The organism is Mesorhizobium sp. B2-4-2, from assembly GCF_006442845.1.
Lineage (GTDB): Bacteria > Pseudomonadota > Alphaproteobacteria > Rhizobiales > Rhizobiaceae > Mesorhizobium.
The window spans coordinates 29,159-50,131 of sequence record NZ_VFVM01000014.1; the positions used below are offsets into that span (position 1 = coordinate 29,159).

Here is a 20,973-nt window from a genome sequence, read left to right on the forward strand (position 1 = left end):
GCAAGAACACCATAAAAAATGAGGCAGACATTCCATTCCGAACAAAAATGGACTAATTCATCCACGTAGCATCTATGACGGTGGAGGAACGGAAAATGGTCGGCGTCGGTCTTATCGGCACGGGATTTATGGGCAAGTGCCACGCCATCGCGTGGAGTGCCGTCGGCGCCGTCTTTCCCGACATGACCAAACCGCGGCTTGTCCATCTCGGCGAGGTCAATGAGGATCTCGCCAGGCGCAAGGCCGGCGAGTTCGGTTTCGCCAGGGCGTCCGGCGACTGGCGCGCCGTCGTCAACGACCCCGAAGTGGACGTCGTCTCGCTCACCACGCCCAACCAGTTCCATCCGGAAATGGCGATCGCCATCCTCGAGGCCGGCAAGCATTTGTGGTGCGAAAAGCCGATGGCGCCGAGCTTCGCCGAAGCCGAGGCAATGGCGGCCGCGGCAAAGAAATCCGGCAAAGTCGCGGCGCTCGGTTACAATTACATCCAGAGCCCGGCCATCCGCCATATCGGCGCGCTGCTGGACGAAAAGATCATCGGCGAGGTCAACCATCTGCGCATCGAGATGGACGAGGATTTCATGGCCGATCCCGAGGCGCTGTTCTTCTGGAAGCACGAGGCATCTTCCGGCTATGGCGCGCTTGATGATTTCGCCGTGCATCCGCTGTCGCTGGTGTCGACCCTGTTCGGCCGCGTCGCCAGCGTCATCTGCGACATGGCCAAGCCCTATGCCGACCGCAAGCTGGCCGCCGGCGGCCGCCGCGCGGTCGAGACCTACGACATTGCCTCCGTGCTGATGCATCTGGAGAACGGCATCGCCGGCACGCTTCTGGTCAACCGTTCGGCCTGGGGCCGCAAGGGCCGCATCGCCGTCCAGATCTTCGGCTCCAAGGGCTCGATCCTGTTCGACCAGGAGCGGATGAATGAGTTCCAGCTCTACCTCACATCGGATCGCCCGACCGAACAGGGCTATCGCACCATCCTGGTGGCGCCGCAGCACAAGCCCTACGATCTGTTCGTGCCCGCGCCCGGGCATAGCCTCGGCTTCAACGATCTCAAGATCATCGAATGCCATGAACTGCTGACCCGGCTCGCCGGCAGACCGGCGCGGCTCATCGAATTCGACGAAGGTCTGGAGATCGAGCGCACCGTGCATGCGATGGCGCGATCGTTCGAGGAGAAGCGCTGGGTGGATGTAAGGTAAGGTTCGCTCCGCTGGTCGGTTTAGCCGACGGCCGCTGCGTTGACTTCCCACCCATTGACCCAGATCTGCCGCAACCGATCGCCTTCGCCCTTGAAGCGCAGTCCCGTCGGCTGGCAATCCTCGATGCGGTCGCTGCGGAAATTGCGGATCGCCTGGCGCAGCTCGCACCAGGCGACGATGTTGGCGGTCTCGGCGTAATAGATCAGCGCGATCGGGCGGATGAGGCGCTCGGAAGCGCGGCCAAGCTCGTCGCGATAGGAGAGGTCGAGCTTCTCCTCGTCGCGTATGGCGCGGCGCACCAGCGCCAGGTCGATCGCACCTGCAGAGGGCGCGGCGAATCCCCACGCATGCAGCGCATTGGCGTCGAGCGTCTGGCGCAAAGGCGGCGGTACGGCGCCGGCGATCTTGGCGCCGACGCGCTTGGCTGCCTGCTTGAGCTCGTCGTCGCCCGTGCGCTCCAGCAGCGCCAGTGACAGCACGATCGCCTCCATCTCCTCGATCGAAAACATCAGAGGCGGCAAGTCGAAGCCGGGGCGCAGGATATAGCCGATGCCCCTCCCGCCCTCGATCGGCACGCGCATGGCCTGAAGCGCTGCGATGTCGCGATAGATCGAGCGTATCGTCACCTCCAGCTGCGCGGCTATCATTGCCGCCGTCACCGGCTGCCGCGCCAGCCGCAGGATCTGGATGATCTCGAACAGGCGCGACGCCTTGCGCATTTTTCTCACCCGTTGCCGATCACAACTGACACATCATCGTCAGTTGGTTCGGCCTATAGGATCGTCTATCGGATTGAAAATCAACAGGTTCCGCTGCGGCTGGGCCGAGCGAGGCGACAGGCTACTGACATGAGCTATGCTGAAAATCTCTGGCTGTTCTTTATCCTGCTGTTCGGCATCATCGCCGTTCCGGGCATGGACATGCTGTTCGTGCTGGCCAATGCGCTGACGGGCGGGCGCGACAGGGGCCTTGCCGCGACCGGCGGCATCATGGTCGGCGGCATGGTGCACACGCTGAACGGCGCGATCGGCGTCGGCCTGCTGATGCATTTTTTGCCGATCCTGTTCAAGCCGCTGTTGATTGCAGGCGCCGCCTACATGGCCTTCATCGGCATCACGCTGATGCGCAGCTCCATCACTGTCGGTCGCGACGGGCCCGCCGGCAGCCGCTCGGCATGGAAGGCGTTTCGCCAAGGCCTTGTGACCTGCCTGATCAACCCGAAGGCCTACCTGTTCGTCCTTGCCGTCTATCCGCAGTTCCTGAAAACGGACTACGGCCCGATCTGGATGCAGGCGACGGTGATGGGCCTGCTGACCGTGCTGACGCAGGCCGCGATCTATGGCGGGCTCGCAATATCGGCCGGCCGCAGCCGCAAGTTGCTGATCGCCAATCCGCGGGCGACCATCCTTGCCGGCCGGGCGGCTGGGCTGCTGCTCTTCGCGGTGTCCGTGTTCACCGCATGGGAAGGGCTGAGGGCGGCGTAGTCTTGGGTTGGACCCGACCCGCCGCCCTTCACCTGGGACTCCGGCCGAATCAGGCGGCGCCCTGCTGCGTGGCGAGAAGCTCGTTCAGCTGCTCGAACGTCTCGGACATCGCATCCGCCGCCCCGGCGCCGGCGTCGAGGGCTTCCTTCGAGGGATAGAGCTCGCGCATGACCAGCAGCGTCTTGCCGCCTTTTTCCTCGAAGGTCACCGTGGTGACGGGTCCACCCTCACCCCCTTCGTCATTGGTCCAGACGAGGCGCGAGTGCGGTGTCACTTCGAGATACCTGCCGAAGAACTCGGCAGGGTTCGAGCCGTCATGCCCGAACACCAAACGGTACCCGCCTCCCACACGAACATCCATCTCGCAGGAACGCAGGAACATGCCCATCGACTTCGGCACCCACCACTGCTTGAACAGCTCAGGCTTGGTCCACGCCTCGAACACGATGCGCGCAGGCGCGTCGAAGCTTCGCGTAACGACCAACTCCCGGTCGGACCTCCGTTCCACCGTCGTGCGTTTGGCCTCACTCGCTCTTCCTGCGTCCATCGACTTCCTCCTTGCGTTTCAATTCCTCGACAACCTTGTCCAGCTCGTCGAAGCGTGCGGCCCAGAGCTGCCGGTATCTCTCGATCCATTCCGCCTCATCCTCCAGGCGGCGCAGGCCCAGCTTGCAGGTCCGCACGCGCCCGACCTTCCGCGTCGTGACGAGTCCCGCCTGCTCCAGGACGCCGACATGCTTCTTCATGCCCGTGAGGGTCATGTGGAATTTCTGGGCCAGGTCCGTGATCGAAGCGTCCGCACGGCCGAGCTGCTCCAGAACCCCGCGTCGGGTGGCGTCCGAAAGCGCGGCGAACGAGGCATCCAGGCGGGTCGCGGAATACTGAACCATTTGGTTCAGTATGTAACGCGGGGATCGGTGGCATGCAAGGGAGGTGGAGGGCTGCGGCCCTAGAGCAATTCCAAGAAAAGTGCGTGCGGTTTTCTGTCCGGAATTGCGTCAAAACAAAGAGTTAGAGCGGTTCGCCGTTTCCATGAAACGGTGAACTGCTCTAAGGGCGGCGTGGTCCTGGGCTGAAACCGGAAACGCCGCCCTAATGGTTCAACCGGATCAGGCGGCGCCCTGCCGGCTCTCCATCAAGGCGCGGCGCGCCGACCGGCGCCATTCGACGGCGCCGGCAAGGCCGTGCAGCACCGTCTCCGTGGCCTCCCAGTCGATGCAGCCGTCGGTGATGCTCTGGCCGTAGACCAGCGGCTTGCCGGGCACGACATCCTGCCGGCCGGCGACGAGATTGCTCTCGATCATGACGCCGATGATCCGCGTATCCCCCGCCGCGACCTGTCCTGCCACGTCAGCCGCGACCTTGGGCTGGTTCTCCGGCTTCTTGGCTGAGTTGGCGTGGCTGACATCGATCATCAGGCGGGGGGCGATACCGATGCGGGCGAGTTCGACCGATGCGGCCTCGACGCTTGCCGCATCGTAGTTGGGCTGAATGCCGCCACGCAGGATGACATGGCAATCCTCGTTTCCAGTCGTTGCCGCGATGGCGCTGCGTCCGCCCTTGGTCACCGCCATGAAATGATGCGGCTGCGCGGCCGACTTCACCGCCTCGGCGGCGATCCTGAGATTGCCGTCGGTGCCGTTCTTGAAGCCGACCGGGCAAGAGAGGCCCGAGGCCAGCTCGCGATGGATCTGGCTCTCGGTCGTGCGCGCGCCGATCGCGCCCCAGGCGACGAGGTCGGCAATGTATTGCGGCGTGGTCATATCGAGGAATTCGGTCGCCGCCGGCAGGCCCAGATTGTTGACGGCCGACAGCACATTGCGTGCCATCCGCAGCCCCTTGTCGATGTTGAAGCTGCCGTCGAGGTCGGGGTCGTTGATCAGGCCCTTCCAGCCGACCGTCGTGCGCGGCTTTTCGAAATAGACCCGCATCACGATCTCGAGCCGGTCGGACAATGTCTCGCGCAGCGCCGCCAGACGGCTGGCATAGTCAACGGCCGCGACCGGGTCGTGGATCGAACAGGGGCCGACGATAACAACGAGCCGGTCGTCGGCCCCGGTCAGGATCGAGTGGATGGCGTTGCGCGAGGCGGCAACGGTGCGCGTCGCCGTGAGTGAGCGCGGTATCTCGCCCATCACCTCTTCCGGCGTGCTCAGCAGTCTCAGTTCCTTGACTCGAAGGTCGTCTGTGGTGGTCAACACGGCTTCTGCTCCTGGTTGGGAGACCTGCCGGCTGAAAACAAAAAAGCCGCCAGGTCTGGCGGCTTGTCGGACTGTTTGCTGCAATCTTCAGATCGAGCGCAATCCTCCCGCCGCCAGCGAGCTGCTAAAGTACCAATAGGTGGCGGTCAGGTGGATCATGCGGCTCATATAGTCGAAGCGGCGGCGTTTGTCACGTACCCTGGTAGCAAGCAATTTCAGGTGAGGGCCGAGCCTTTGCGATTTCGTCATTCTAGGGCGAAGCAGGAGCGAAGCTCCGTCGCGGAGACCCTGGGATCCATGCCGCGACCTAGATGGGAGAGTGCTGCGGTGCAGAATCTTGCGCCGTAGCGACGGCCCGGAAGTCGCGGCATGGATCCTCGGGTCTGCGCCGCGTCGCTGCGCTCCTTGCTCCGCCCGTGGATGACCACCTGGTTAACGGTTTCGCTTACGCGGCCGCTACTCCGGCGACGCCCCAGCGATGCTCTGGTCGTAGTCGACCAGCGAGCCGGTCATCACGCCGGACTGCGGGCTGACCATGTAGCTGATCAGCCGGGCAAGCTGGTCCGGCTTCACCAGCTGGCCCATCGGCTGCGCGGCCTCGGCCTTCTCGAGCCAGTCGTCGGGTGCATCGTGCCATTTCTTCTGCACGATGTCCTCGCCCTCGGTGTCCATCCAGCCGGGCAGCACGGCGTTGCAACGGATGCGGTTGAAGCGGTAGGCATTGGCGACATTCTTGGTCAGCGTCATCAGCGCGCCCTTGCTGGTCGAATAGGGCGTCAGGAACGACTGGCCGGTATGCGCCGACATCGACAGCACGTTGACGATCGATCCGGGGGCCTTTTTCTCAAGCAGATGCGCCACAACGCCCTGCATCAGGAAGAAGGGTCCTCGCACATTGGTGTCGAAGATGGTGTCGAACAGCTCCTCGCTAGTCTCCACCAACGAGCCGCGCGCGGATGTGGCGGCGGCGTTGACCAGGGCGTTGATGGTGCCGAAATGCGAAAGCGCGGTGGCGACGGCGCGCTTGCAGTCGGCCACCTTGGAGACATCGGCGCTGATGAAGATCGCGTCGACACCGGACTTCTTAAGGGTGGCGACCGCCTTGTCGCCCTTTTCCTGCGAGCGGCCGATCAGGGCCAGCGCCCGGCAGCCTTCGTCCGCCAATGCCTCGGCGACCGCGAAGCCTATGCCTTGTGCGCCGCCGGTGACGATGGCGCGCGTCTGTGAATTGCGATCGGCTGATGCGCTCATCGCTCTGCTCCTGTGCTTTAAGTCGTTACTTGTCGAGGCGGACGGTCTGGCCTGATGTCGCCGATTTCAGCGCCGCATCCGCCAGCCGAAGTGCAATGAGTCCGTCCGTCCCGCTCGGTGCCGCCTTCTTGCCCGACGTCGCGGCGGCGATGAAGGACGCAATCTCAATGGCATAGGCGTCGAGGTAGCGGGTCATGAAGAAATCGTGCAGCGGCGGGCGGGTATAGCCCTTTTCATTGGCCAGTTCGATTGAGACCGGCCGCTGGTTTTCGGCCGCGACCATGCCTTTCGAGCCATGCACCTCGATGCGCTGGTCGTAGCCATAGGTGGCGCGGCGGGAATTGGAGATGACGGCCTGCTTGCCCGACGCGGTTTCGAGGATGACGCTGACCGAGTCGAAATCGCCGGCCTCGCCGATCTTCCTGTCGACCAGCACCGAGGCATGCGCGCTGACCGCCACCGGCTCTTCGCCGAGCAGGAAGCGCGCCATGTCGAAATCATGGATGGTCATGTCGCGAAAAATGCCGCCGGAGCGCGCGATGTAGTCGATCGGCGGTGCGCCCGGATCGCGCGACGTGATGGTCACCATCTCGACCACGCCGATGGCGCCGTCATCGATTGCCTTGCGCACCGCAGCGAAGTGCGGGTCGAAGCGCCTGTTGAAGCCGACCATCAGCGTCGCCTTGGCCTTCTCGACCACGGCCAGGCACTGCTCGACGCGCTTGACGTCGAGGTCGATCGGTTTCTCGCAGAAGATCGCCTTGCCGGCCTTGGCGAAGCGCTCGATCAGGTCGGCATGGGTGTCGGTCGGCGTGCAGATGACGACCGCGTCGATGTCCCCGGATTTCTCGATGGCATCGATGGTGCGCACCTCGGCGCCGTAGGCCGTGGCGAGTTCGCTCGCCGCCTTCTCGAAAGCGTCGGCAACGGCGACCAGTTTGGCCTGCGGATTGGAGCCGACGGCGCGGGCGTGGACCTTGCCGATGCGGCCGGCACCGAGGAGGGCGAAGCGGAGAGTCATGGAAATTTCCTCTGGGGATGGTTCGAAGCTGGCGGGGCGCCGGTCATGCGCGCAGGTGTTTTTCCGGTCAAGACAAGATCGACAGGGAGGCGATGACCGCCGCCTCCGCGCCCGGCCTAGGCCGCGAGTTCGGCCTCTCCGGTCTTGGCGCCGGTGATGTAGGAAACGATATCGTTTCCGTCGGTGTTCTCCTTGCGCAAATTGGCGACGATGCGGCCGCGCCGGAACACGACGATGCGGTCGCAAAGGTCGAACACCTGGCGCATATTGTGGCTGATCAGGATCAGCGGCTCGCCATTGTCCTTCAGCGTGCGGATGATGTTCTCGACCTGCGCGGTCTCCTGCACGCCGAGTGCTGCCGTCGGCTCGTCCATGATGATCAACTTGGAGGCGAAGGTCGCGGTCCTGGCGATCGCCACGCACTGCCGCTGGCCGCCCGACATGTGGCGGATGGTGTTCGACAGGTTGGGGATTTTCACCGCCGTGCGCACGAGCGCGGCTTCGGTCGCCTTGCGCATCCCCCGGCGGTCGAGGATCGAAAACGGTCCCAGATTGAACAGCACTTTTTCGCGGCCAAGGAACAGGTTCGACGGCACGTCGAGGTCGTCGGCCAGCGCCAGGTTCTGGAACACGGTCTCGATGCCGGCCTCGCGCGCCTCGATAGGGCCCGAAAAATTGACTTGCTTGCCGTCGAACCAGATCTGGCCGCTGGTCGGTTGCTCGACGGCGGTGATCTGGCGCACGAAGGTCGACTTGCCGGCGCCATTGTCGCCCATGATGGCGACGTGTTCGCCCTTGCGCAGCTCGAAATTCGCGCCTTCCAGCGCCTGCACGCCGCCATAGCGCTTGGTCAGGTTTTCGGTCTTCAGGACGATGTCTGACATGGTCAAGCCCTCAATGCCCGCAGGCGTTGGCGCCACTGGTCGAGAACGACGGCGCCGACGATGATCACGCCCTTGACCATCTCCTGGTAGTAGGCGTCGAGGCGCAGGAAGGTGAAGCCGGAGATGATGACGCCGAAGATCAGCGCGCCGATCACCGTGCCGATGATCGAGCCGCGGCCGCCCGACAGCGATACGCCGCCGATGACCGCCATGGCGATGGCGTCGAGTTCGTACATCACGCCCATGCCGGCCTGGGCGGTGAGGTTCTTGGAAGACAGCACCACCGCGGCGAGCGACGCGAGTATGCCGGCGATGACGTAGACCAGGATCTTGTGGTTGGCGATCTTGATGCCGGACATGCGCGCGGCATCCTCGTTGGAGCCGATCGCGTAGCAATGCTTGCCGTATCGTGTGTAGGTCATGATCAGCTGGAACAGCACGGCCAGCGACAGGAAGATGATGACGGGCATCAGGCCCTTGCCGATGGCGGCGAAGCTCTCGGTCGGGAACGAGATGGGCTGCCCCTTGGACCACCATTTGGCGATGCCGCGCGCGGTCACCATCATGCCCAGCGTGGCGATGAAGGGCGGAATGCGCGTGTAGGCGATCAGGGCGCCGTTGACCAGGCCTGCCAGCAGCCCGCAGCCGATGGCGACCAGCAACGGCACGATCACCGGCAGGTCGGTCCAGCCCTGAGCCAGGAACATCGCCTTGGGATTGGGGTTGCCGTTGACCGTCGCCACCTGGGCGAAGCTCATGGCGATCATGGCGGTGGCGCCGACGATCGAGCCCGACGACAGGTCGATGCCGCCCGATATGATAACCTGCGTCACGCCGATGGCGATGATGCCGACGATCGATACTTGCAGGATGATGATCTGTAACCGCGCCTCGTTGAAGAGGCCGCCGACATTGCTGCGGGTGTTGAACAGGAAGCTGTCGCCGAGAAAGACGCGGCCGATCAATTCGAAGATGACGACAAGAATGACGAGCGCCAGGAAGACGTTGAATTCCGCCGGCCATATGCGCTTCTTCGCATCATAGCTGACCCCGCCGACGCCATGAGATGTCTGTGCCACTCGTCTATCCTCCGTCAGCCGCGGTCGCTCCTGGCGCCATGAAAGCGCCGAGAGGAGGAGCGGCGCCCGGTCCTTTGAGCGCCGCCCCGAGGTGAACCGTTCCGCCGCTCAGTTCTTCTTCAGGAACTTGTCGATGTTGGCCGGCGTCACCAGTTGGAAGGGCACGTAGACCTTGTGTTCGACCTTCTCGCCCTTGGACAGTTTCAGTGCCGCGTCGAGCGCGCCGGCGCCCTGGCCAGCCGCGTCCTGGAACACGGTGGCGTCGAGGTCGCCTGCCTGCATGGCGGCGAGCGCGTCCTGCGTGGCGTCGACACCGCCGACGACAACCGTCTTCATGTCGACATTGGCGGCCTTCATTGCCTGGATGGCGCCGATGGCGCTTTCGTCATTGTTGGCGATGACGCCGTCGAACGGCTTGCCGGTCGACAGCCAGTTGGTCATCAGGTTCTGGGCCTCGTCGCGGTTCCAGTTCGACGTCTGCTTGTCGATGATCTTGATGAAGCTGCAATCCGGCGTCGCGATCACCTCCTCGATGTCCTTGGTGCGCTGCACGGCTGCCTGGTTGGAAAGCTCGCCCATGATCACATAGACATTGGCTTCCTTCTTGCCGGCTTCCTTGAACAGGCGGCAGACCTCCTTGGTTTCGAGCGTGCCGGAATCGGCCTCGTTCGAAGCGACGAAGGCCTGATTGTCAGGCAGCGTGTCGACATTGACCGGTTCGCGGTTGACATAGACCAGCGGGATCTTGGCGGCGGCCGCGGCATCCGACATCGCCTGCGTGGCCGAGGTGTCGACCGGATTGACGATGATGGCGTCGACGCCCGATGCGGCGAAGTTCTTGATCTGGTCGAGCTGTTTGGCGACGTCGTTCTGTGCGTCCTCGACCTGCAGCTCCACGCCGCTCATGCCCTTGGCCTGCTCGATCATGCCGTTGCGCAGCACGGTCAGGAAATTGTCGTCGAACTTGGCCATCGACACGCCGATCTTGGCGGCCATGGCGGACGAACTCATCAGCGCCGCGAAAGCGACGCCCAAAATCATTTTCTTCATTGTATCTCTCCTCCACTTTGGGTGTCCGGTCGCACCGATCTATCCGGAATCCCCGATCTCCTCGGGGAATCTCTCCCTGATATCATTTCGTTCCAACGGGGTTCACCACTGGCTGGAACGCCGAACTGCCTGCTCGAACCAGATGTTGTCGGAACGAAAGAACCAAAATGTACAGTCAGTGAAATATTTATTCCATTTCGGATCGGGGCGTCAAGGGAGATTCCGAATCCGGGCGTGCGATTTTCGGCTGCCTCTGATGGATTCTATCATTTCAGGCGGCCGGTTTGCGGCAGACCGGGCTGCCCGAGGGTTTTATCGTTTCATGGAAACGCTCTACCTTCCGTCCTGACGCGACCTGGACGGAAAACCGCTGCGCGCATTCCTGAAATGGCTTCAGATGTTTTCCGGCAAATAGATGTCGAAGGGGAGGAATGTCTGGCCCGGCGCATTGGCCGCACCGGTTTCGATGGCATGCGCCATCCGATCGACGAGCTCGCGACAGAGCGCAGCAAGCGGCGTCGAGATCACCATCGTCAGGATGTTGTCGGCAAGCGCGGCGCGCGATTCGGCGTTGATCTCGTTGCAGACGACCACCGGCATGCTTGCGGGCTTCGCTGTCCGCAGCGCCGAGACGGCGCCTTCCATGCCGCCGCCGGCGACGTAGCAGCCGACAAGATCCGGATATCGCGCCAGAAGATCGATCATCGCATCATGGGTCACCTGGTTGGCCTCCAGATTGACCAGCGTCTCCAGCACGTTGAAGTCCGGCGCATGCTCGCGAAAGAAGGAGCGGAAACCGATCTCACGCAGCTCATGGCCGTGGAAGCGATGGCTGCCGACAAAAAGGGCGACCTTGCCGGGCTTCCTCGCAGCCTTCGAGATCATCCAGGCGGCGGTGCGGCCGACCTTGCGGTTGTCGAGCCCGACATAGCCTTCGCGGATGCCGGCGGCGAAGTCGGACAGCAGGGAGAAGACCGGCTGTCCCCTGGCTTTTAGCGCCTCCACGACCGCCGTCAGCGTCGGATGGTCAGGGCCGACCACGGCGATCGCCCGCGATTTCGCCGCCAGCCTGCGCATCTGGGCAGCGATCTCATCCGGGGCCAGGGAACTGGCGAAATCGATGGTTGCGACGCCACGGAAGCGCTGCGATTGTGCGACCGCGAGTTCGAGTTCCCGCGCGAAATCGCCATAGAAAACGTCATTGCCCCGAAGCAGCAGGAAACCCAGCCGATACTCGGGCAATTCCTGGCGCATACGCTGCTTGATCAGGCCTGCGGCGTGATAGCCGATCTCGGTCGCGGCGTTATAGACGCGGCGCGCCGTTTCCTCGCGCACAGGCAGGCGGCTGTTGAGCACCCGGTCCACCGTGGCGACGCTGACGCCGGAGATGCGCGCCAGATCTGATATGGTCGGCCGTTTCGCCATGTCTGTCCTCATTTGACCGTGCATCTTTCCTACATCTTTATGATAGGAAATGATAGAAACTATCTTTATGATGTTGAGTCTATCATGAGCTAGCGTTATTTTCAGCCTCGAAGTCAGGAAATGTCGGGCATTCGCGTGGCGGATGCCCTTGCCGAGGGAGGCAACCATGCATGCTGCGCCGTCCCGGCGTGACTACAGCCTGATCGGCCGCGACGCCAGGCTGGCCGTCGAGACCGGCCTGTCGGCGGCCGAATGGTATCACACCGACATTCCCCGCAAGCAGATGAAGGAGCTGATGCAGCGCTCCGACGCGCCCGCGCTCCGCGACACGGCGATCTGGATCGCCGCGCTCATCGTCAGCGGCGCCGGCGGTGCCTGGTTCTGGGGCACCTGGTGGTGCGTGCCGTTCTTCTTCGCCTATGGCGTGCTCTACGGCTCGTCCACGGATTCCCGCTGGCACGAATGCGGCCATGGTACGGCCTTCCGCACGCAGTGGATGAATGATTGGGTCTATCAGGTCGCCTGCTTCATGATCATGCGCAACCCGGTGACCTGGCGCTGGAGCCACACGCGCCATCACACCGACACTATCATCGTCGGCCGCGATCCGGAAATCTCGGTCATGCGGCCGCCGGACCTGGTGCGCGCCATCCTCGGCTTTGTCGGCGTGCTCGACGCCTGGCATGCGATGTCAGACATGCTGCGCAACGCCGCCGGCAACATCAGCGCGGCCGAAAAGACCTTTATTCCCGAGCAGGAACAGCCGAAAGCGATCCGCATCGCCCGCATCTGGACCGCGATCTATGCCGCAACCATCGCGCTGGCGCTCTATACCGGCTCGTTCCTGCCCTTGATGCTGGTCGGCCTGCCCAGGCTCTATGGCGCCTGGCACCACGTCATGGTCGGCCTGCTGCAGCATGGCGGTCTTGCCGACAACGTCACCGACCATCGGCTGAACAGCCGCACCGTCTACATGAACCCGATCAGCCGTTTCATCTACTGGAACATGAACTACCACGTCGAGCATCATATGTTCCCGATGGTGCCCTACCATGCGCTGCCGAAGCTGCATGAACTGATCAAGCATGATTTGCCGGCGCCGACGCCGTCGATCCTGGCCGGCTATCGCGAGATGCTGCCTGTCTTCTGGCGCCAGTTGCGCAACGAGGATTATTTCCTCAAGCGCGAGCTGCCGCCAACGGCCAGGCCGTATCGCGAGGATTTGTACAACGACAATGCTGCCTTCAACGCCGCGGCGGAGTGATATCCGCCCGTGAGGCGCGATCGGGAAATTTCGCGGGAGAAATGTATGAGCGACTGGGTCGAGGCCTGTGCAGTGGGAGACATCGACGAAGAAGATGTGATGCGGTTCGATCACGGCGGCCGCAGCTACGCCATCTATCGCAGCCCCGATGACGAGTATTTCGCCACCGACGGCCTGTGCACGCACGAAAAGGTGCATCTCGCCGACGGGCTTGTCATGGACGAGATCATCGAATGTCCCAAGCACAATGGCCGCTTCAACTACAAGACAGGCCAGGCCAAGGGTGCGCCGGCCTGCGTCAACCTCAGGACCTATCCGGTCAAGGTCGACGCCGGCAGCGTCCTCGTCCAGATCGGATGACCGGTATGACGCGCGGAATGGTCATCATCGGCGCCGGGGAATGCGGCGGCCGGGCAGCGCTTACATTGCGTGACCTCGGCTATGAGGGACCAGTGACGCTGGTCGGCGACGAGCCGCATCTGCCCTATGAACGGCCGCCTCTGTCCAAGGACGCCATGGCCGGCGGCGCGCCCGAGATCAAGGCGATCGCCAGCGACGAGATCCTCGCCGAAAAGTCGATCCGGCATATCCATTCCATTCAGGCTGCAGCGATCGATCGCGCCGCGCATACTGTGCGCCTGTCGGACGGTTCGGTCCTGCCCTATGACAAGCTGCTGCTGGCGACGGGCTCGACGCCGCGCAAACTGCCGATGCCCGGCCTTGGCGGGCGCTGCGTCTACCTCAGGACCTTCGCCGATGCGCTGGCTATCCGCGCCCATCTCAAGGCGGGTAACCGCATTGCCGTCATCGGCGGCGGCTTCATCGGCCTCGAGCTCGCCGCGGCGGCCCGCAAGCTCGGTGCTGCGGTCGCCGTCATCGAGGCGCAGCCGCGCATCCTGATGCGCGGCGTACCGGCCGAGATAGCCAAGGTCGTCCATGACACCCACGTCGCCGAAGGCGTCGACATAGCGTGCGGCGAAGGCATTGCCTTGATCGCCGACGACGGCAGGCAGGTGCGCATCGCGCTTGCCGGCGGCCGCGAAATCCTCGCCGATCTCACCATCATCGGCATCGGCGCCGTGCCGGTGACGGCTCTTGCCGCCGAAGCGGGACTGGCCATCGACAACGGCATATCAGTCGACGCCGAACTGCGCAGCAGCGACCCCGACATCTTCGCTGCCGGCGATTGCTGTTCGTTCCCGCTTGCCGTCTATGGCGGCCGTCGCGTGCGGCTGGAGGCCTGGCGCAACGCCCAGGAACAAGGCGCGCTGGCGGCAAAAAACATGCTCGGCGCCGGCGAAGCACATGCGGCGGTGCCGTGGTTCTGGTCGGATCAATACGGCCTGTCCCTGCAGATCGCGGGGCTTTCCGACGAAGGCCGCAGCACGGTGCGCCGCGATCTCGGCGAGCACGCCTTCATCCTCTTTCATCTTGCCGAGGACGGCAGGCTGGTGGCCGCCAGCGGCATCGGGCCGGGCAATGCGGTCGCCCGCGATATCAGGCTGGCGGAGATGCTGATCGGCAAACGGGCGAGGCCGGCGCCGGAAGCGCTCGGTTCGCAGGCGGTGAAATTGAAGTCGCTGCTGGCGGCGTAGGATGCAACGCCAATTGTCAGGGTCTGCGGCGCAGGCGTTGGCAAATTAACGTCAGCGCGCCTGAGCTCCCTAAAACAGCGCCTTCAGCTCCGGTAGTTTGTCATTGACCAGCCAGCCGTAATAATTCTCCGCCGGCAGCTTCACCGGCTCGCCGGCGGCGCTGCGCTTGTCGTTCTCCGCCTTCAGCGCATAGGCGCGTTGCTCGGGATTGCCGACATTGTAGAGCGTGGCGGTCAGGCCCGGATTGCCCGAAATGTCGAAGCCGGCGATGCTCTTATAGGCGTCGATCGATTTCCGGATCGTCGCGGCAACGTAGGGCAGCGTCAGGTCGGGATCCATGATGGTCTTGTAGACCGCATTGGGATCGCCGACGTCGAGCTTGGGCAGGCCGGAAACCTTGTGCACGAGATCGCTCATCTGGAGCGCGGTCAGCGGATTGAGTTGGCCGAGACCAAAGGTCTGGCCGGCATAGTAGGGTTGGAAGAAAGTGGCGCCGAAACGGTCGTTGGGGAAATCCTCGCCGCCGACGGTCTTGCCGCGGAACGAACGGTTCCACACCTGCTCGCGGCATTCCCACAAATCGTAACTGTCGGACATTCCGGCGCATTTCCTGAATTCCGGCCGCTGCACGAAATCCGTGATGTCCTCGCCGTCATAGGCGAAGGACAGCTTGCTGGAGAGATAGGAGATCGCCTTGACGTAGTAGGTCTGCAGCCGGTCGTAGGCGTCGACATTGTAGGTGTGCTCGCCGACGATGGCGCCGACAATGTGCATTGGATCGATGCCGTAGACGCTTGCCGCCTTCTTGATCTTGCCGCGCAGGTCGGCGTCGTTCTGCAGCAGCGCGTAGACCTTGCGGTATTTTGCCTGGAACGTGGTGTTGGTGGCCTGCGTGCGCCGGCTCGAGGCTCCCGGAATGCTGGGCTGCTCGGCATTGCGGTTTCCCGGCGGCACCAGGGTTGCCGCGTCGGCGCCGAACAGCGTTGCCGCCAGCGTCAAGCCGAGAATGACTGGGATGAGTTTTTTCATGCGCCCCGCCGCCTAGAGAATTGCCGCGCAAACTAGGTAAAGCTCCTGGTCGAGTCGAGAGCGGCCCTGCGCTCGGCAGAACGAAAGGTGGCCGAATGATACCATCCGGCCACACATGATCCATTCGCCCGACAGGCGCCGGAACGATCCGGCGCGCGCCTGCTCAAAGAATGAAGCGCGACAGATCGGTGTTCCTCGACAAGTCGCCGACATGTTTCTCCACATAGGCGGCGTCGATGGTCACCGCAGTGCCGTTGCGGTCCGGCGCGTCGTAGGAGATCTCGTCCAGCACGCGCTCCATCACCGTCTGCAAACGCCTTGCGCCGATATTCTCGACGCTGGCGTTGAGGTCGACGGCGATGCCGGCCAGCGAATCGATGGCGTCGTCGGTGAAGGTCAGGTCGACGCCTTCGGTCTTCATCAGCGCGATATACTGCTTGATCAGGCTCGCTTCCGTCTCGGTCAGGATGCGGACGAAGTCCTCCTTCTCCAGGGCGCGCAATTCGACGCGGATCGGCAGGCGGCCCTGCAGCTCTGGCAAGAGGTCGGACGGCTTCGAGACGTGGAACGCACCCGACGCGATGAACAGGATGTGGTCGGTCTTCAGCGGTCCATATTTGGTCGCCACCGTGGTGCCTTCGACCAGCGGCAGCAAGTCGCGCTGCACGCCTTCGCGCGAAGGGCCGCCGGAGATGTCCGACCGGGCCGCGATCTTGTCGATCTCGTCGAGGAAGACGATGCCGTCATTTTCCGCGGCGTCCAGCGCCCGGCGCACCACCTCGTCCTGGTCGAGCAGCTTGTCGGACTCGTCGTTGACCAGCAGGTCGTAGGATTCCTTCACCGTCGTCTTGCGCAATTTGGTCTTCTTGCCGCCCATCGCCTTCGACAGCATGTCGTTGATGTTGAGCACGCCGATATTGGCGCCCGGCATGCCGGGAATCTCGAAACCGGGCATGCCGCCATTGCCGGTGTCGGCCACTTCGATCTCGATCTCCTTGTCGTCGAGTTCGCCCTCGCGCAGCTTCTTGCGGAAGGAATCGCGCGTGGCAGGGCTGGCAGTCTTGCCGACCAGCGCCTCCAGCACGCGTTCCTCGGCGTTGACATGGGCGCGCGCCTTGACGTCCTCACGCATCTTCTCGCGCACCAGGCCGATGGCGACCTCGACGAGGTCGCGCACGATCTGCTCGACATCGCGGCCGACATAGCCGACCTCGGTGAATTTGGTCGCCTCGACCTTAACGAAGGGCGCACCGGCCAGCCGCGCCAGGCGGCGCGAGATTTCGGTCTTGCCGACGCCGGTCGGCCCGATCATGAGGATGTTCTTCGGCATCACCTCTTCGCGCATCTGGCCTTCCAGCTGCTGGCGGCGCCAGCGGTTGCGCAAGGCGATGGCCACGGCACGCTTGGCGTCCTTCTGGCCGATGATGAAGCGGTCGAGTTCCGAAACGATTTCGCGGGGAGAAAATGTGCTCATATCACTAAATTCCACTTTGCCACTGCTTGATGGCCTCGAACGGATGCAGCAGCATGATCACGTTGAGTGTCAGATTGTCCCGGATAAGGTAGCCCGTACCCAGTTCGAAAAGGATGGCGAGGCTGACGACCACCCATATAGGTAGCCTTCGCGCCATCACAAATCCCAGCACCATGGCCAGCGTGTCCGACACCGAATTGATGATGCTGTCGCCGTAATAGTCGAGCGAGATGGTGCCGGCGCGGTAGCGCTCTATGATGAACGGGCTGTTCTCGATCAGCTCCCAGCCGCCTTCTATGAAGACGGCGAAAGCCAGCCGCAAGCCGACCGGCGAACGCGGAAACAGGAACCTGGCCAGCGCATAGAACAGGAAGCCGTGGATGATGTGCGAGAACGTGTACCAGTCCGATATATGCTGGGAATTCTCGGAACTGTTCACCACGCCGTGCCATAGTTTGACATAACCGCAGGTGCAGATCGGCGGATGCCCCATGCCATAGAGGGCTCCGGCCTGGAAAATGACCAGGGCGAGCACGAGCAGAAGCCCCATCCGCCAGCTGTCTTCATAGGCCGAGAGCGTGCTGTCCTCGCCAACTGCGTTCATCCGTTAATTCCCCGCTTCCCCGTTGTCCGCTTGCGTGTCGTGCGCATCGATAGCCATCAGCAAGACGTCGCCATATCTGGATTGCCGGCGACCAATTGCCCGGAATCCCGCCTTTTCATAGGCGCGGATGGCGCGGCCATTGGATGGATCGGGATCGATGATGACGCGCGGCACGCCTTCCTCGAACAACTGCTCGACGAACTGCCGCACGATCGCCGAACCATGGCCGATGCCGACCAGTTCCGGCCGGCCGATCGACAGGTCGATGCCGAGCGTCCCGAACGGCTGGTCGGCATAAGGGTGGTCTTCTTCCAGGTGTGGATCGTAGCTTTGCAGGTAAGCGATCGGCGTGCCGTCGAGTTCCACGATCAGCGGCTCGACGGAAATCGAATCGATATGATCGCGAATCTCGGCGATTTCCGTCTCGGGATCGTCCCACCACTGAGCGACATGCGGTTCGGCGAGCCAGCCGGCGATCATCGGCAGGTCCTTCTGGGTCACCGGCCGAAAATCGTAGCTATGGTCGTGTCTTTCCATGATCTTCTCCGAAGCCGGCCTCCATTTTTCGCTTGCGCGGTCTTTCGGATCGGGATCATGGACGCCGGCCTGTTTCAGGCGGCATCGAGTGTTTCGACGACGAAATTGTTGTTGGTGTAGACGCAGATGTCGGAGGCGATCTGCATCGCCTTGCGCGCGATCTCCTCGGCATCCTTGTCTGTGTCCATCAAGGCGCGGGCCGCAGCCAGCGCATAATTGCCGCCTGAACCGATGGCCATGACGCCATGCTCGGGCTCGAGCACGTCGCCGGTGCCGGTCAGCGCCAGCGAGACCGACTTGTCGGCCACCAGCATCATCGCTTCCAGCCGGCGCAGATAGCGGTCGGTGCGCCAGTCCTTGGCGAGTTCGACGCAGGCGCGCGTCAACTGGTCGGGATATTGTTCGAGCTTGGCCTCGAGCCGCTCCAGAAGCGTGAAGGCGTCCGCCGTTGCGCCGGCGAAACCGGCGATCACGTTGCCATCCTTGCCGATGCGGCGCACCTTCCGGGCATTGCCCTTCATGATGGTCTGGCCAAGGCTGACCTGGCCGTCGCCGGCGATCACCACCTTGTTGCCCTTGCGTACCGTCACGATGGTCGTGGCGTGCATGGTCAGTTCATTGGACATTTGCTGCTCCGATTCGCGCCATCCCTAAAAAGGCGATCGGCGCGGTACGAGTGACTTTGATCGGCCCATATGTATGCATGGGGGCGGTGATTGCAAACGCTCGATACCGACCCGGATGGCAACTGGCAATCGCCGGATCATGCTGCTAGAAGGCTTTCGTTTTCAAGCAGGCGAAACGCCTGAAGCGCTTAAACTCACGGACAAGGACAAGGCCATGTCGCCCCGTTCCGCCGAAATCAGCCGCAAGACCAGGGAAACCGACATTGCCGTGTCGGTCCATGTCGACGGCTCCGGCAAATCGGACATCGTGACCGGCGTCGGCTTCTTCGATCATATGCTCGACCAGCTTTCGCGCCATTCGCTGATCGACATGACCGTTCGGGCCAAGGGCGACCTGCACATAGACGACCACCACACGGTCGAGGACACCGGCATCGCGCTCGGCCAAGCGCTGGCCAAGGCGCTGGGCGAGCGGCGCGGCATCATGCGCTATGCCTCGATCGATCTTGCCATGGACGAGACGCTGACGCGCGCGGCGATCGATGTCTCTGGCCGTCCCTTCCTGGTGTGGAACGTTTCGTTTTCCTCGCCCAAGATCGGCACCTTCGACACCGAGCTGGTGCGCGAATTCTTCCAGGCGCTGGCACAGAACGCTGGCATCACGTTGCATGTCACCAATCACTATGGCGCCAACAACCACCACATCACCGAAACCTGCTTCAAGGCGGTGGCGCGTGCGCTGCGGGCAGCGCTGGAGCGCGACCCGCGCCAGCCGGACGCGGTTCCCTCCACCAAGGGATCGTTGAAGGGATAGGTCATGGCCAGCTATGTCGTGATGGAACCGCCAGGCCTTGGCGAAAAAGCCGATGCGACGGCCCTTGTCCGCGACGGCTTCACCTGGCTCGGCCTGCTGGTGCCGCCGCTGTGGTTCGCCTGGCATCGGCTGTGGATCGAAGCGGCACTCACCTTCATTGTCATGGCGGTGCTTTCGATGCTTGGTGAAAGGCTCGGTCTCGGGTTGGCCGGCTCGCTGCTGTCCCTGCTTGTCTCGCTCTATGTCGGGCTGGAAGGACAGGCGCTGCGCATCGCGGCACTCCGCCGCCGCGGCTGGCGCGAATGGGGGGTGGTCGAAGCCGGTTGGCTCGACGATGCCGATGCGCGCTTTGCCCTGGAGGCCGAGCGACATGCGGATGAAGCCGAGCCTGCGCCACGCATGGTGCCGGACGCCGCCCTGGCGCGCCCGGCGCAGCCGGGCATGGCGCTGGGGCTGACCCACATTCCGGGAAGACGCTGACATGCGCGTTGCGATCATCGATTACGGCTCGGGCAATTTGCGCTCGGCCACCAAGGCCTTCGAGCGCGCGGCGCGCGAGGCGGGCATCGCCGCCGGCATCGACCTGACCGCCGACGCCGAGCGGGTGCGTACGGCCGACCGCATCGTGCTGCCCGGCGTCGGCGCCTATGCCGATTGCGCGGCCGGCCTGCGTGCCGTCCCCGGCATGTGGGAAGCTGTCGAGGAAGTCGCCATCGCCAAGGGGCGTCCATTCCTCGGCATCTGCGTCGGCATGCAGCTGATGTCCCAGCGGGGCCTCGAAAAGACGATCACCGATGGCTTTGGCTGGATATCAGGTGACGTGAAGGAGATCACGCCGGCCGATCCGGCACTGAAGATCCCGCAGATCGGCTGGAACACGATCGAGCTGATGCGCAAGCATCCGCTGTTCTCCGGCGTTCCAACCGGGCCAACCGGCCTGCACGCCTATTTCGTCCATTCCTATCATCTCGATGCGCGCAAGCCCGACGAGGTGCTGGCGATCGCCGACTATGGCGGCCCGGTAACGGCGACCGTCGCCCGCGACAATCTCGTCGGCACGCAGTTCCACCCAGAGAAGAGCCAGGCGCTGGGCCTCGCCCTGATCACCAATTTCCTGCGCTGGAGGCCTTGAGGAGCCATGAGCAAGAAGGGCTATTGGATGGCGATGATCGATGTTCGCGATCCCGATCTGTACAAGCGGTATATCGAGGCGAATGCCGTTGCCTTCGCCAAGTACGGCGCGAAATTCGTCGTGCGGGCGGGACGCCACGAGAGCCCGGAAGGGCCAACCGGCAACCGCCACGTCTTGGTCGAGTTCGAATCCTACGCCAGGGCGGTCGAATGCTATCATTCGCCGGAATATCAGCAGGCCTCTAAATTCCGGCTTGCCGCCTCGACCGGCCATTTTGTCATTGTCGAAGGCGCCTGAG

Annotated in this window: 25 protein-coding genes; 9 read left to right on the top strand and 16 right to left on the bottom strand. The window is 63.2% G+C overall.

Annotated features, from left to right (window positions below):
- The first annotated feature begins 95 nt into the window (after positions 1–95).
- Positions 96–1,205, top strand: coding sequence for a Gfo/Idh/MocA family oxidoreductase (locus FJ942_RS24690; protein ID WP_140899257.1), 1,110 nt, complete (start codon positions 96–98; stop codon positions 1,203–1,205).
- Between the two features lie 20 nt (positions 1,206–1,225).
- Here FJ942_RS24690 and FJ942_RS24695 read toward each other — a convergent pair whose 3' ends face one another.
- Positions 1,226–1,924: a YafY family protein gene (locus tag FJ942_RS24695; RefSeq protein ID WP_140563551.1), complete on the bottom strand. Its 699-nt coding sequence runs from the start codon at positions 1,922–1,924 to the stop codon at positions 1,226–1,228.
- A 129-nt stretch (positions 1,925–2,053) separates the two neighbouring features.
- On the opposite strand from FJ942_RS24695, the gene FJ942_RS24700 reads away from it, so the two are divergent.
- Entirely contained in the window at positions 2,054–2,689 is a 636-nt protein-coding gene (locus tag FJ942_RS24700; protein WP_140561739.1) for a LysE family translocator, read from the top strand.
- Between the two features lie 49 nt (positions 2,690–2,738).
- Here FJ942_RS24700 and FJ942_RS24705 read toward each other — a convergent pair whose 3' ends face one another.
- The 10 genes from FJ942_RS24705 to FJ942_RS24750 form a co-directional block, all read right to left on the bottom strand.
- Positions 2,739–3,236, bottom strand: a complete 498-nt coding sequence (locus FJ942_RS24705; protein WP_140899259.1) for an SRPBCC family protein — start codon at positions 3,234–3,236, stop codon at positions 2,739–2,741.
- A complete protein-coding gene (locus FJ942_RS24710) occupies positions 3,214–3,579 on the bottom strand; it encodes a metalloregulator ArsR/SmtB family transcription factor (RefSeq protein WP_140676516.1) in 366 nt (121 codons plus the stop codon). Before FJ942_RS24710 ends, FJ942_RS24705 begins: the two co-directional genes overlap by 23 nt.
- A 219-nt stretch (positions 3,580–3,798) precedes the next feature.
- Entirely contained in the window at positions 3,799–4,890 is a 1,092-nt protein-coding gene (locus FJ942_RS24715) for a 3-deoxy-7-phosphoheptulonate synthase (protein ID WP_140899261.1), read from the bottom strand.
- Positions 4,891–4,977: 87 nt separating this feature from the next.
- On the bottom strand, positions 4,978–5,139 hold the full coding sequence (locus tag FJ942_RS28620; protein WP_181167258.1) for a hypothetical protein: 162 nt from the start codon (positions 5,137–5,139) through the stop codon (positions 4,978–4,980).
- A 207-nt stretch (positions 5,140–5,346) separates the two neighbouring features.
- Complete coding sequence (locus FJ942_RS24725; protein WP_140658388.1) at positions 5,347–6,141, bottom strand: SDR family oxidoreductase; 795 nt, start codon at positions 6,139–6,141, stop codon at positions 5,347–5,349.
- Between the two features lie 25 nt (positions 6,142–6,166).
- Complete coding sequence (gene iolG, locus FJ942_RS24730) at positions 6,167–7,162, bottom strand: inositol 2-dehydrogenase (protein WP_140491239.1); 996 nt, start codon at positions 7,160–7,162, stop codon at positions 6,167–6,169.
- A gap of 116 nt (positions 7,163–7,278) precedes the next feature.
- On the bottom strand, positions 7,279–8,046 hold the full coding sequence (locus FJ942_RS24735; protein WP_140491237.1) for an ATP-binding cassette domain-containing protein: 768 nt from the start codon (positions 8,044–8,046) through the stop codon (positions 7,279–7,281).
- Between the two features lie 2 nt (positions 8,047–8,048).
- A complete protein-coding gene (locus tag FJ942_RS24740; protein ID WP_140895805.1) occupies positions 8,049–9,125 on the bottom strand; it encodes an ABC transporter permease in 1,077 nt (358 codons plus the stop codon).
- A 108-nt stretch (positions 9,126–9,233) separates the two neighbouring features.
- Positions 9,234–10,175, bottom strand: coding sequence for a sugar ABC transporter substrate-binding protein (locus FJ942_RS24745; protein ID WP_140491233.1), 942 nt, complete (start codon positions 10,173–10,175; stop codon positions 9,234–9,236).
- 393 nt (positions 10,176–10,568) lie between these two features.
- The gene (locus FJ942_RS24750; RefSeq protein WP_140895807.1) at positions 10,569–11,600 is read right to left on the bottom strand and encodes a LacI family DNA-binding transcriptional regulator; all 1,032 of its coding nucleotides are present in this window, start codon (positions 11,598–11,600) and stop codon (positions 10,569–10,571) included.
- 166 nt (positions 11,601–11,766) lie between these two features.
- Here FJ942_RS24750 and FJ942_RS24755 point away from each other — a divergent pair, with 166 nt between their 5' ends.
- The 3 genes from FJ942_RS24755 to FJ942_RS24765 are packed head-to-tail and all read left to right on the top strand — an operon-like array spanning position 11,767 to position 14,459.
- Complete coding sequence (locus FJ942_RS24755; protein ID WP_140729482.1) at positions 11,767–12,864, top strand: fatty acid desaturase family protein; 1,098 nt, start codon at positions 11,767–11,769, stop codon at positions 12,862–12,864.
- A 45-nt stretch (positions 12,865–12,909) separates the two neighbouring features.
- Complete coding sequence (locus FJ942_RS24760) at positions 12,910–13,224, top strand: MocE family 2Fe-2S type ferredoxin (RefSeq protein ID WP_140662341.1); 315 nt, start codon at positions 12,910–12,912, stop codon at positions 13,222–13,224.
- Positions 13,221–14,459 carry an FAD-dependent oxidoreductase gene (locus tag FJ942_RS24765; protein ID WP_181170036.1) on the top strand — a complete coding sequence of 413 codons (1,239 nt, stop codon included), beginning with the start codon at positions 13,221–13,223 and terminating at the stop codon, positions 14,457–14,459. Before FJ942_RS24760 ends, FJ942_RS24765 begins: the two co-directional genes overlap by 4 nt.
- A gap of 69 nt (positions 14,460–14,528) precedes the next feature.
- On the opposite strand, the gene FJ942_RS24770 is transcribed toward FJ942_RS24765, so the two are convergent.
- The 5 genes from FJ942_RS24770 to hslV form a co-directional block, all read right to left on the bottom strand.
- Positions 14,529–15,488: a DUF1402 family protein gene (locus FJ942_RS24770; RefSeq protein WP_140899266.1), complete on the bottom strand. Its 960-nt coding sequence runs from the start codon at positions 15,486–15,488 to the stop codon at positions 14,529–14,531.
- A 163-nt stretch (positions 15,489–15,651) separates the two neighbouring features.
- Positions 15,652–16,962 (bottom strand): ATP-dependent protease ATPase subunit HslU, encoded by a 1,311-nt coding sequence (gene hslU, locus FJ942_RS24775; protein ID WP_140517738.1) that lies wholly within the window; start codon positions 16,960–16,962, stop codon positions 15,652–15,654.
- A 4-nt stretch (positions 16,963–16,966) separates the two neighbouring features.
- On the bottom strand, positions 16,967–17,566 hold the full coding sequence (locus FJ942_RS24780; RefSeq protein WP_140729485.1) for a DUF2585 domain-containing protein: 600 nt from the start codon (positions 17,564–17,566) through the stop codon (positions 16,967–16,969).
- A gap of 3 nt (positions 17,567–17,569) precedes the next feature.
- The gene (locus tag FJ942_RS24785; RefSeq protein ID WP_140729486.1) at positions 17,570–18,103 is read right to left on the bottom strand and encodes a GNAT family N-acetyltransferase; all 534 of its coding nucleotides are present in this window, start codon (positions 18,101–18,103) and stop codon (positions 17,570–17,572) included.
- 74 nt (positions 18,104–18,177) lie between these two features.
- Positions 18,178–18,729: an ATP-dependent protease subunit HslV gene (gene hslV / locus FJ942_RS24790; RefSeq protein ID WP_140582985.1), complete on the bottom strand. Its 552-nt coding sequence runs from the start codon at positions 18,727–18,729 to the stop codon at positions 18,178–18,180.
- A 214-nt stretch (positions 18,730–18,943) separates the two neighbouring features.
- Between hslV and hisB the strand changes: the two genes are divergently transcribed.
- Genes hisB through FJ942_RS24810 form a run of 4 tightly spaced genes read left to right on the top strand, consistent with a single transcriptional unit; the run spans position 18,944 to position 20,972 of the window.
- A complete protein-coding gene (hisB, locus tag FJ942_RS24795; RefSeq protein ID WP_140899268.1) occupies positions 18,944–19,543 on the top strand; it encodes an imidazoleglycerol-phosphate dehydratase HisB in 600 nt (199 codons plus the stop codon).
- 3 nt (positions 19,544–19,546) lie between these two features.
- Positions 19,547–20,023, top strand: a complete 477-nt coding sequence (locus tag FJ942_RS24800) for a DUF2628 domain-containing protein (protein ID WP_140582989.1) — start codon at positions 19,547–19,549, stop codon at positions 20,021–20,023.
- 1 nt (position 20,024) lies between these two features.
- Positions 20,025–20,675 carry an imidazole glycerol phosphate synthase subunit HisH gene (gene hisH, locus FJ942_RS24805; RefSeq protein ID WP_140491209.1) on the top strand — a complete coding sequence of 217 codons (651 nt, stop codon included), beginning with the start codon at positions 20,025–20,027 and terminating at the stop codon, positions 20,673–20,675.
- Positions 20,676–20,681: 6 nt separating this feature from the next.
- Positions 20,682–20,972 (top strand): DUF1330 domain-containing protein, encoded by a 291-nt coding sequence (locus tag FJ942_RS24810; RefSeq protein ID WP_140524112.1) that lies wholly within the window; start codon positions 20,682–20,684, stop codon positions 20,970–20,972.
- Position 20,973: the final 1 nt, after the last annotated feature.

Bases quoted from the DNA above. Each gene is read 5' to 3' on its own strand.
- FJ942_RS24690 (WP_140899257.1), top strand. From the start codon at position 96: ATGGTCGGCGTCGGTCTTATCGGCACGGGATTTATGGGCAAGTGCCAC.
- FJ942_RS24695 (WP_140563551.1), bottom strand. From the start codon at position 1,924: ATGCGCAAGGCGTCGCGCCTGTTCGAGATCATCCAGATCCTGCGGCTG.
- FJ942_RS24700 (WP_140561739.1), top strand. From the start codon at position 2,054: ATGAGCTATGCTGAAAATCTCTGGCTGTTCTTTATCCTGCTGTTCGGC.
- FJ942_RS24705 (WP_140899259.1), bottom strand. From the start codon at position 3,236: ATGGACGCAGGAAGAGCGAGTGAGGCCAAACGCACGACGGTGGAACGG.
- FJ942_RS24710 (WP_140676516.1), bottom strand. From the start codon at position 3,579: ATGGTTCAGTATTCCGCGACCCGCCTGGATGCCTCGTTCGCCGCGCTT.
- FJ942_RS28620 (WP_181167258.1), bottom strand. From the start codon at position 5,139: ATGACGAAATCGCAAAGGCTCGGCCCTCACCTGAAATTGCTTGCTACC.
- FJ942_RS24725 (WP_140658388.1), bottom strand. From the start codon at position 6,141: ATGAGCGCATCAGCCGATCGCAATTCACAGACGCGCGCCATCGTCACC.
- iolG (WP_140491239.1), bottom strand. From the start codon at position 7,162: ATGACTCTCCGCTTCGCCCTCCTCGGTGCCGGCCGCATCGGCAAGGTC.
- FJ942_RS24735 (WP_140491237.1), bottom strand. From the start codon at position 8,046: ATGTCAGACATCGTCCTGAAGACCGAAAACCTGACCAAGCGCTATGGC.
- FJ942_RS24745 (WP_140491233.1), bottom strand. From the start codon at position 10,175: ATGAAGAAAATGATTTTGGGCGTCGCTTTCGCGGCGCTGATGAGTTCG.
- FJ942_RS24750 (WP_140895807.1), bottom strand. From the start codon at position 11,600: ATGGCGAAACGGCCGACCATATCAGATCTGGCGCGCATCTCCGGCGTC.
- FJ942_RS24755 (WP_140729482.1), top strand. From the start codon at position 11,767: ATGCATGCTGCGCCGTCCCGGCGTGACTACAGCCTGATCGGCCGCGAC.
- FJ942_RS24760 (WP_140662341.1), top strand. From the start codon at position 12,910: ATGAGCGACTGGGTCGAGGCCTGTGCAGTGGGAGACATCGACGAAGAA.
- FJ942_RS24765 (WP_181170036.1), top strand. From the start codon at position 13,221: ATGACCGGTATGACGCGCGGAATGGTCATCATCGGCGCCGGGGAATGC.
- FJ942_RS24770 (WP_140899266.1), bottom strand. From the start codon at position 15,488: ATGAAAAAACTCATCCCAGTCATTCTCGGCTTGACGCTGGCGGCAACG.
- hslU (WP_140517738.1), bottom strand. From the start codon at position 16,962: ATGAGCACATTTTCTCCCCGCGAAATCGTTTCGGAACTCGACCGCTTC.
- FJ942_RS24780 (WP_140729485.1), bottom strand. From the start codon at position 17,566: ATGAACGCAGTTGGCGAGGACAGCACGCTCTCGGCCTATGAAGACAGC.
- FJ942_RS24785 (WP_140729486.1), bottom strand. From the start codon at position 18,103: ATGGAAAGACACGACCATAGCTACGATTTTCGGCCGGTGACCCAGAAG.
- hslV (WP_140582985.1), bottom strand. From the start codon at position 18,729: ATGTCCAATGAACTGACCATGCACGCCACGACCATCGTGACGGTACGC.
- hisB (WP_140899268.1), top strand. From the start codon at position 18,944: ATGTCGCCCCGTTCCGCCGAAATCAGCCGCAAGACCAGGGAAACCGAC.
- FJ942_RS24800 (WP_140582989.1), top strand. From the start codon at position 19,547: ATGGCCAGCTATGTCGTGATGGAACCGCCAGGCCTTGGCGAAAAAGCC.
- hisH (WP_140491209.1), top strand. From the start codon at position 20,025: ATGCGCGTTGCGATCATCGATTACGGCTCGGGCAATTTGCGCTCGGCC.
- FJ942_RS24810 (WP_140524112.1), top strand. From the start codon at position 20,682: ATGAGCAAGAAGGGCTATTGGATGGCGATGATCGATGTTCGCGATCCC.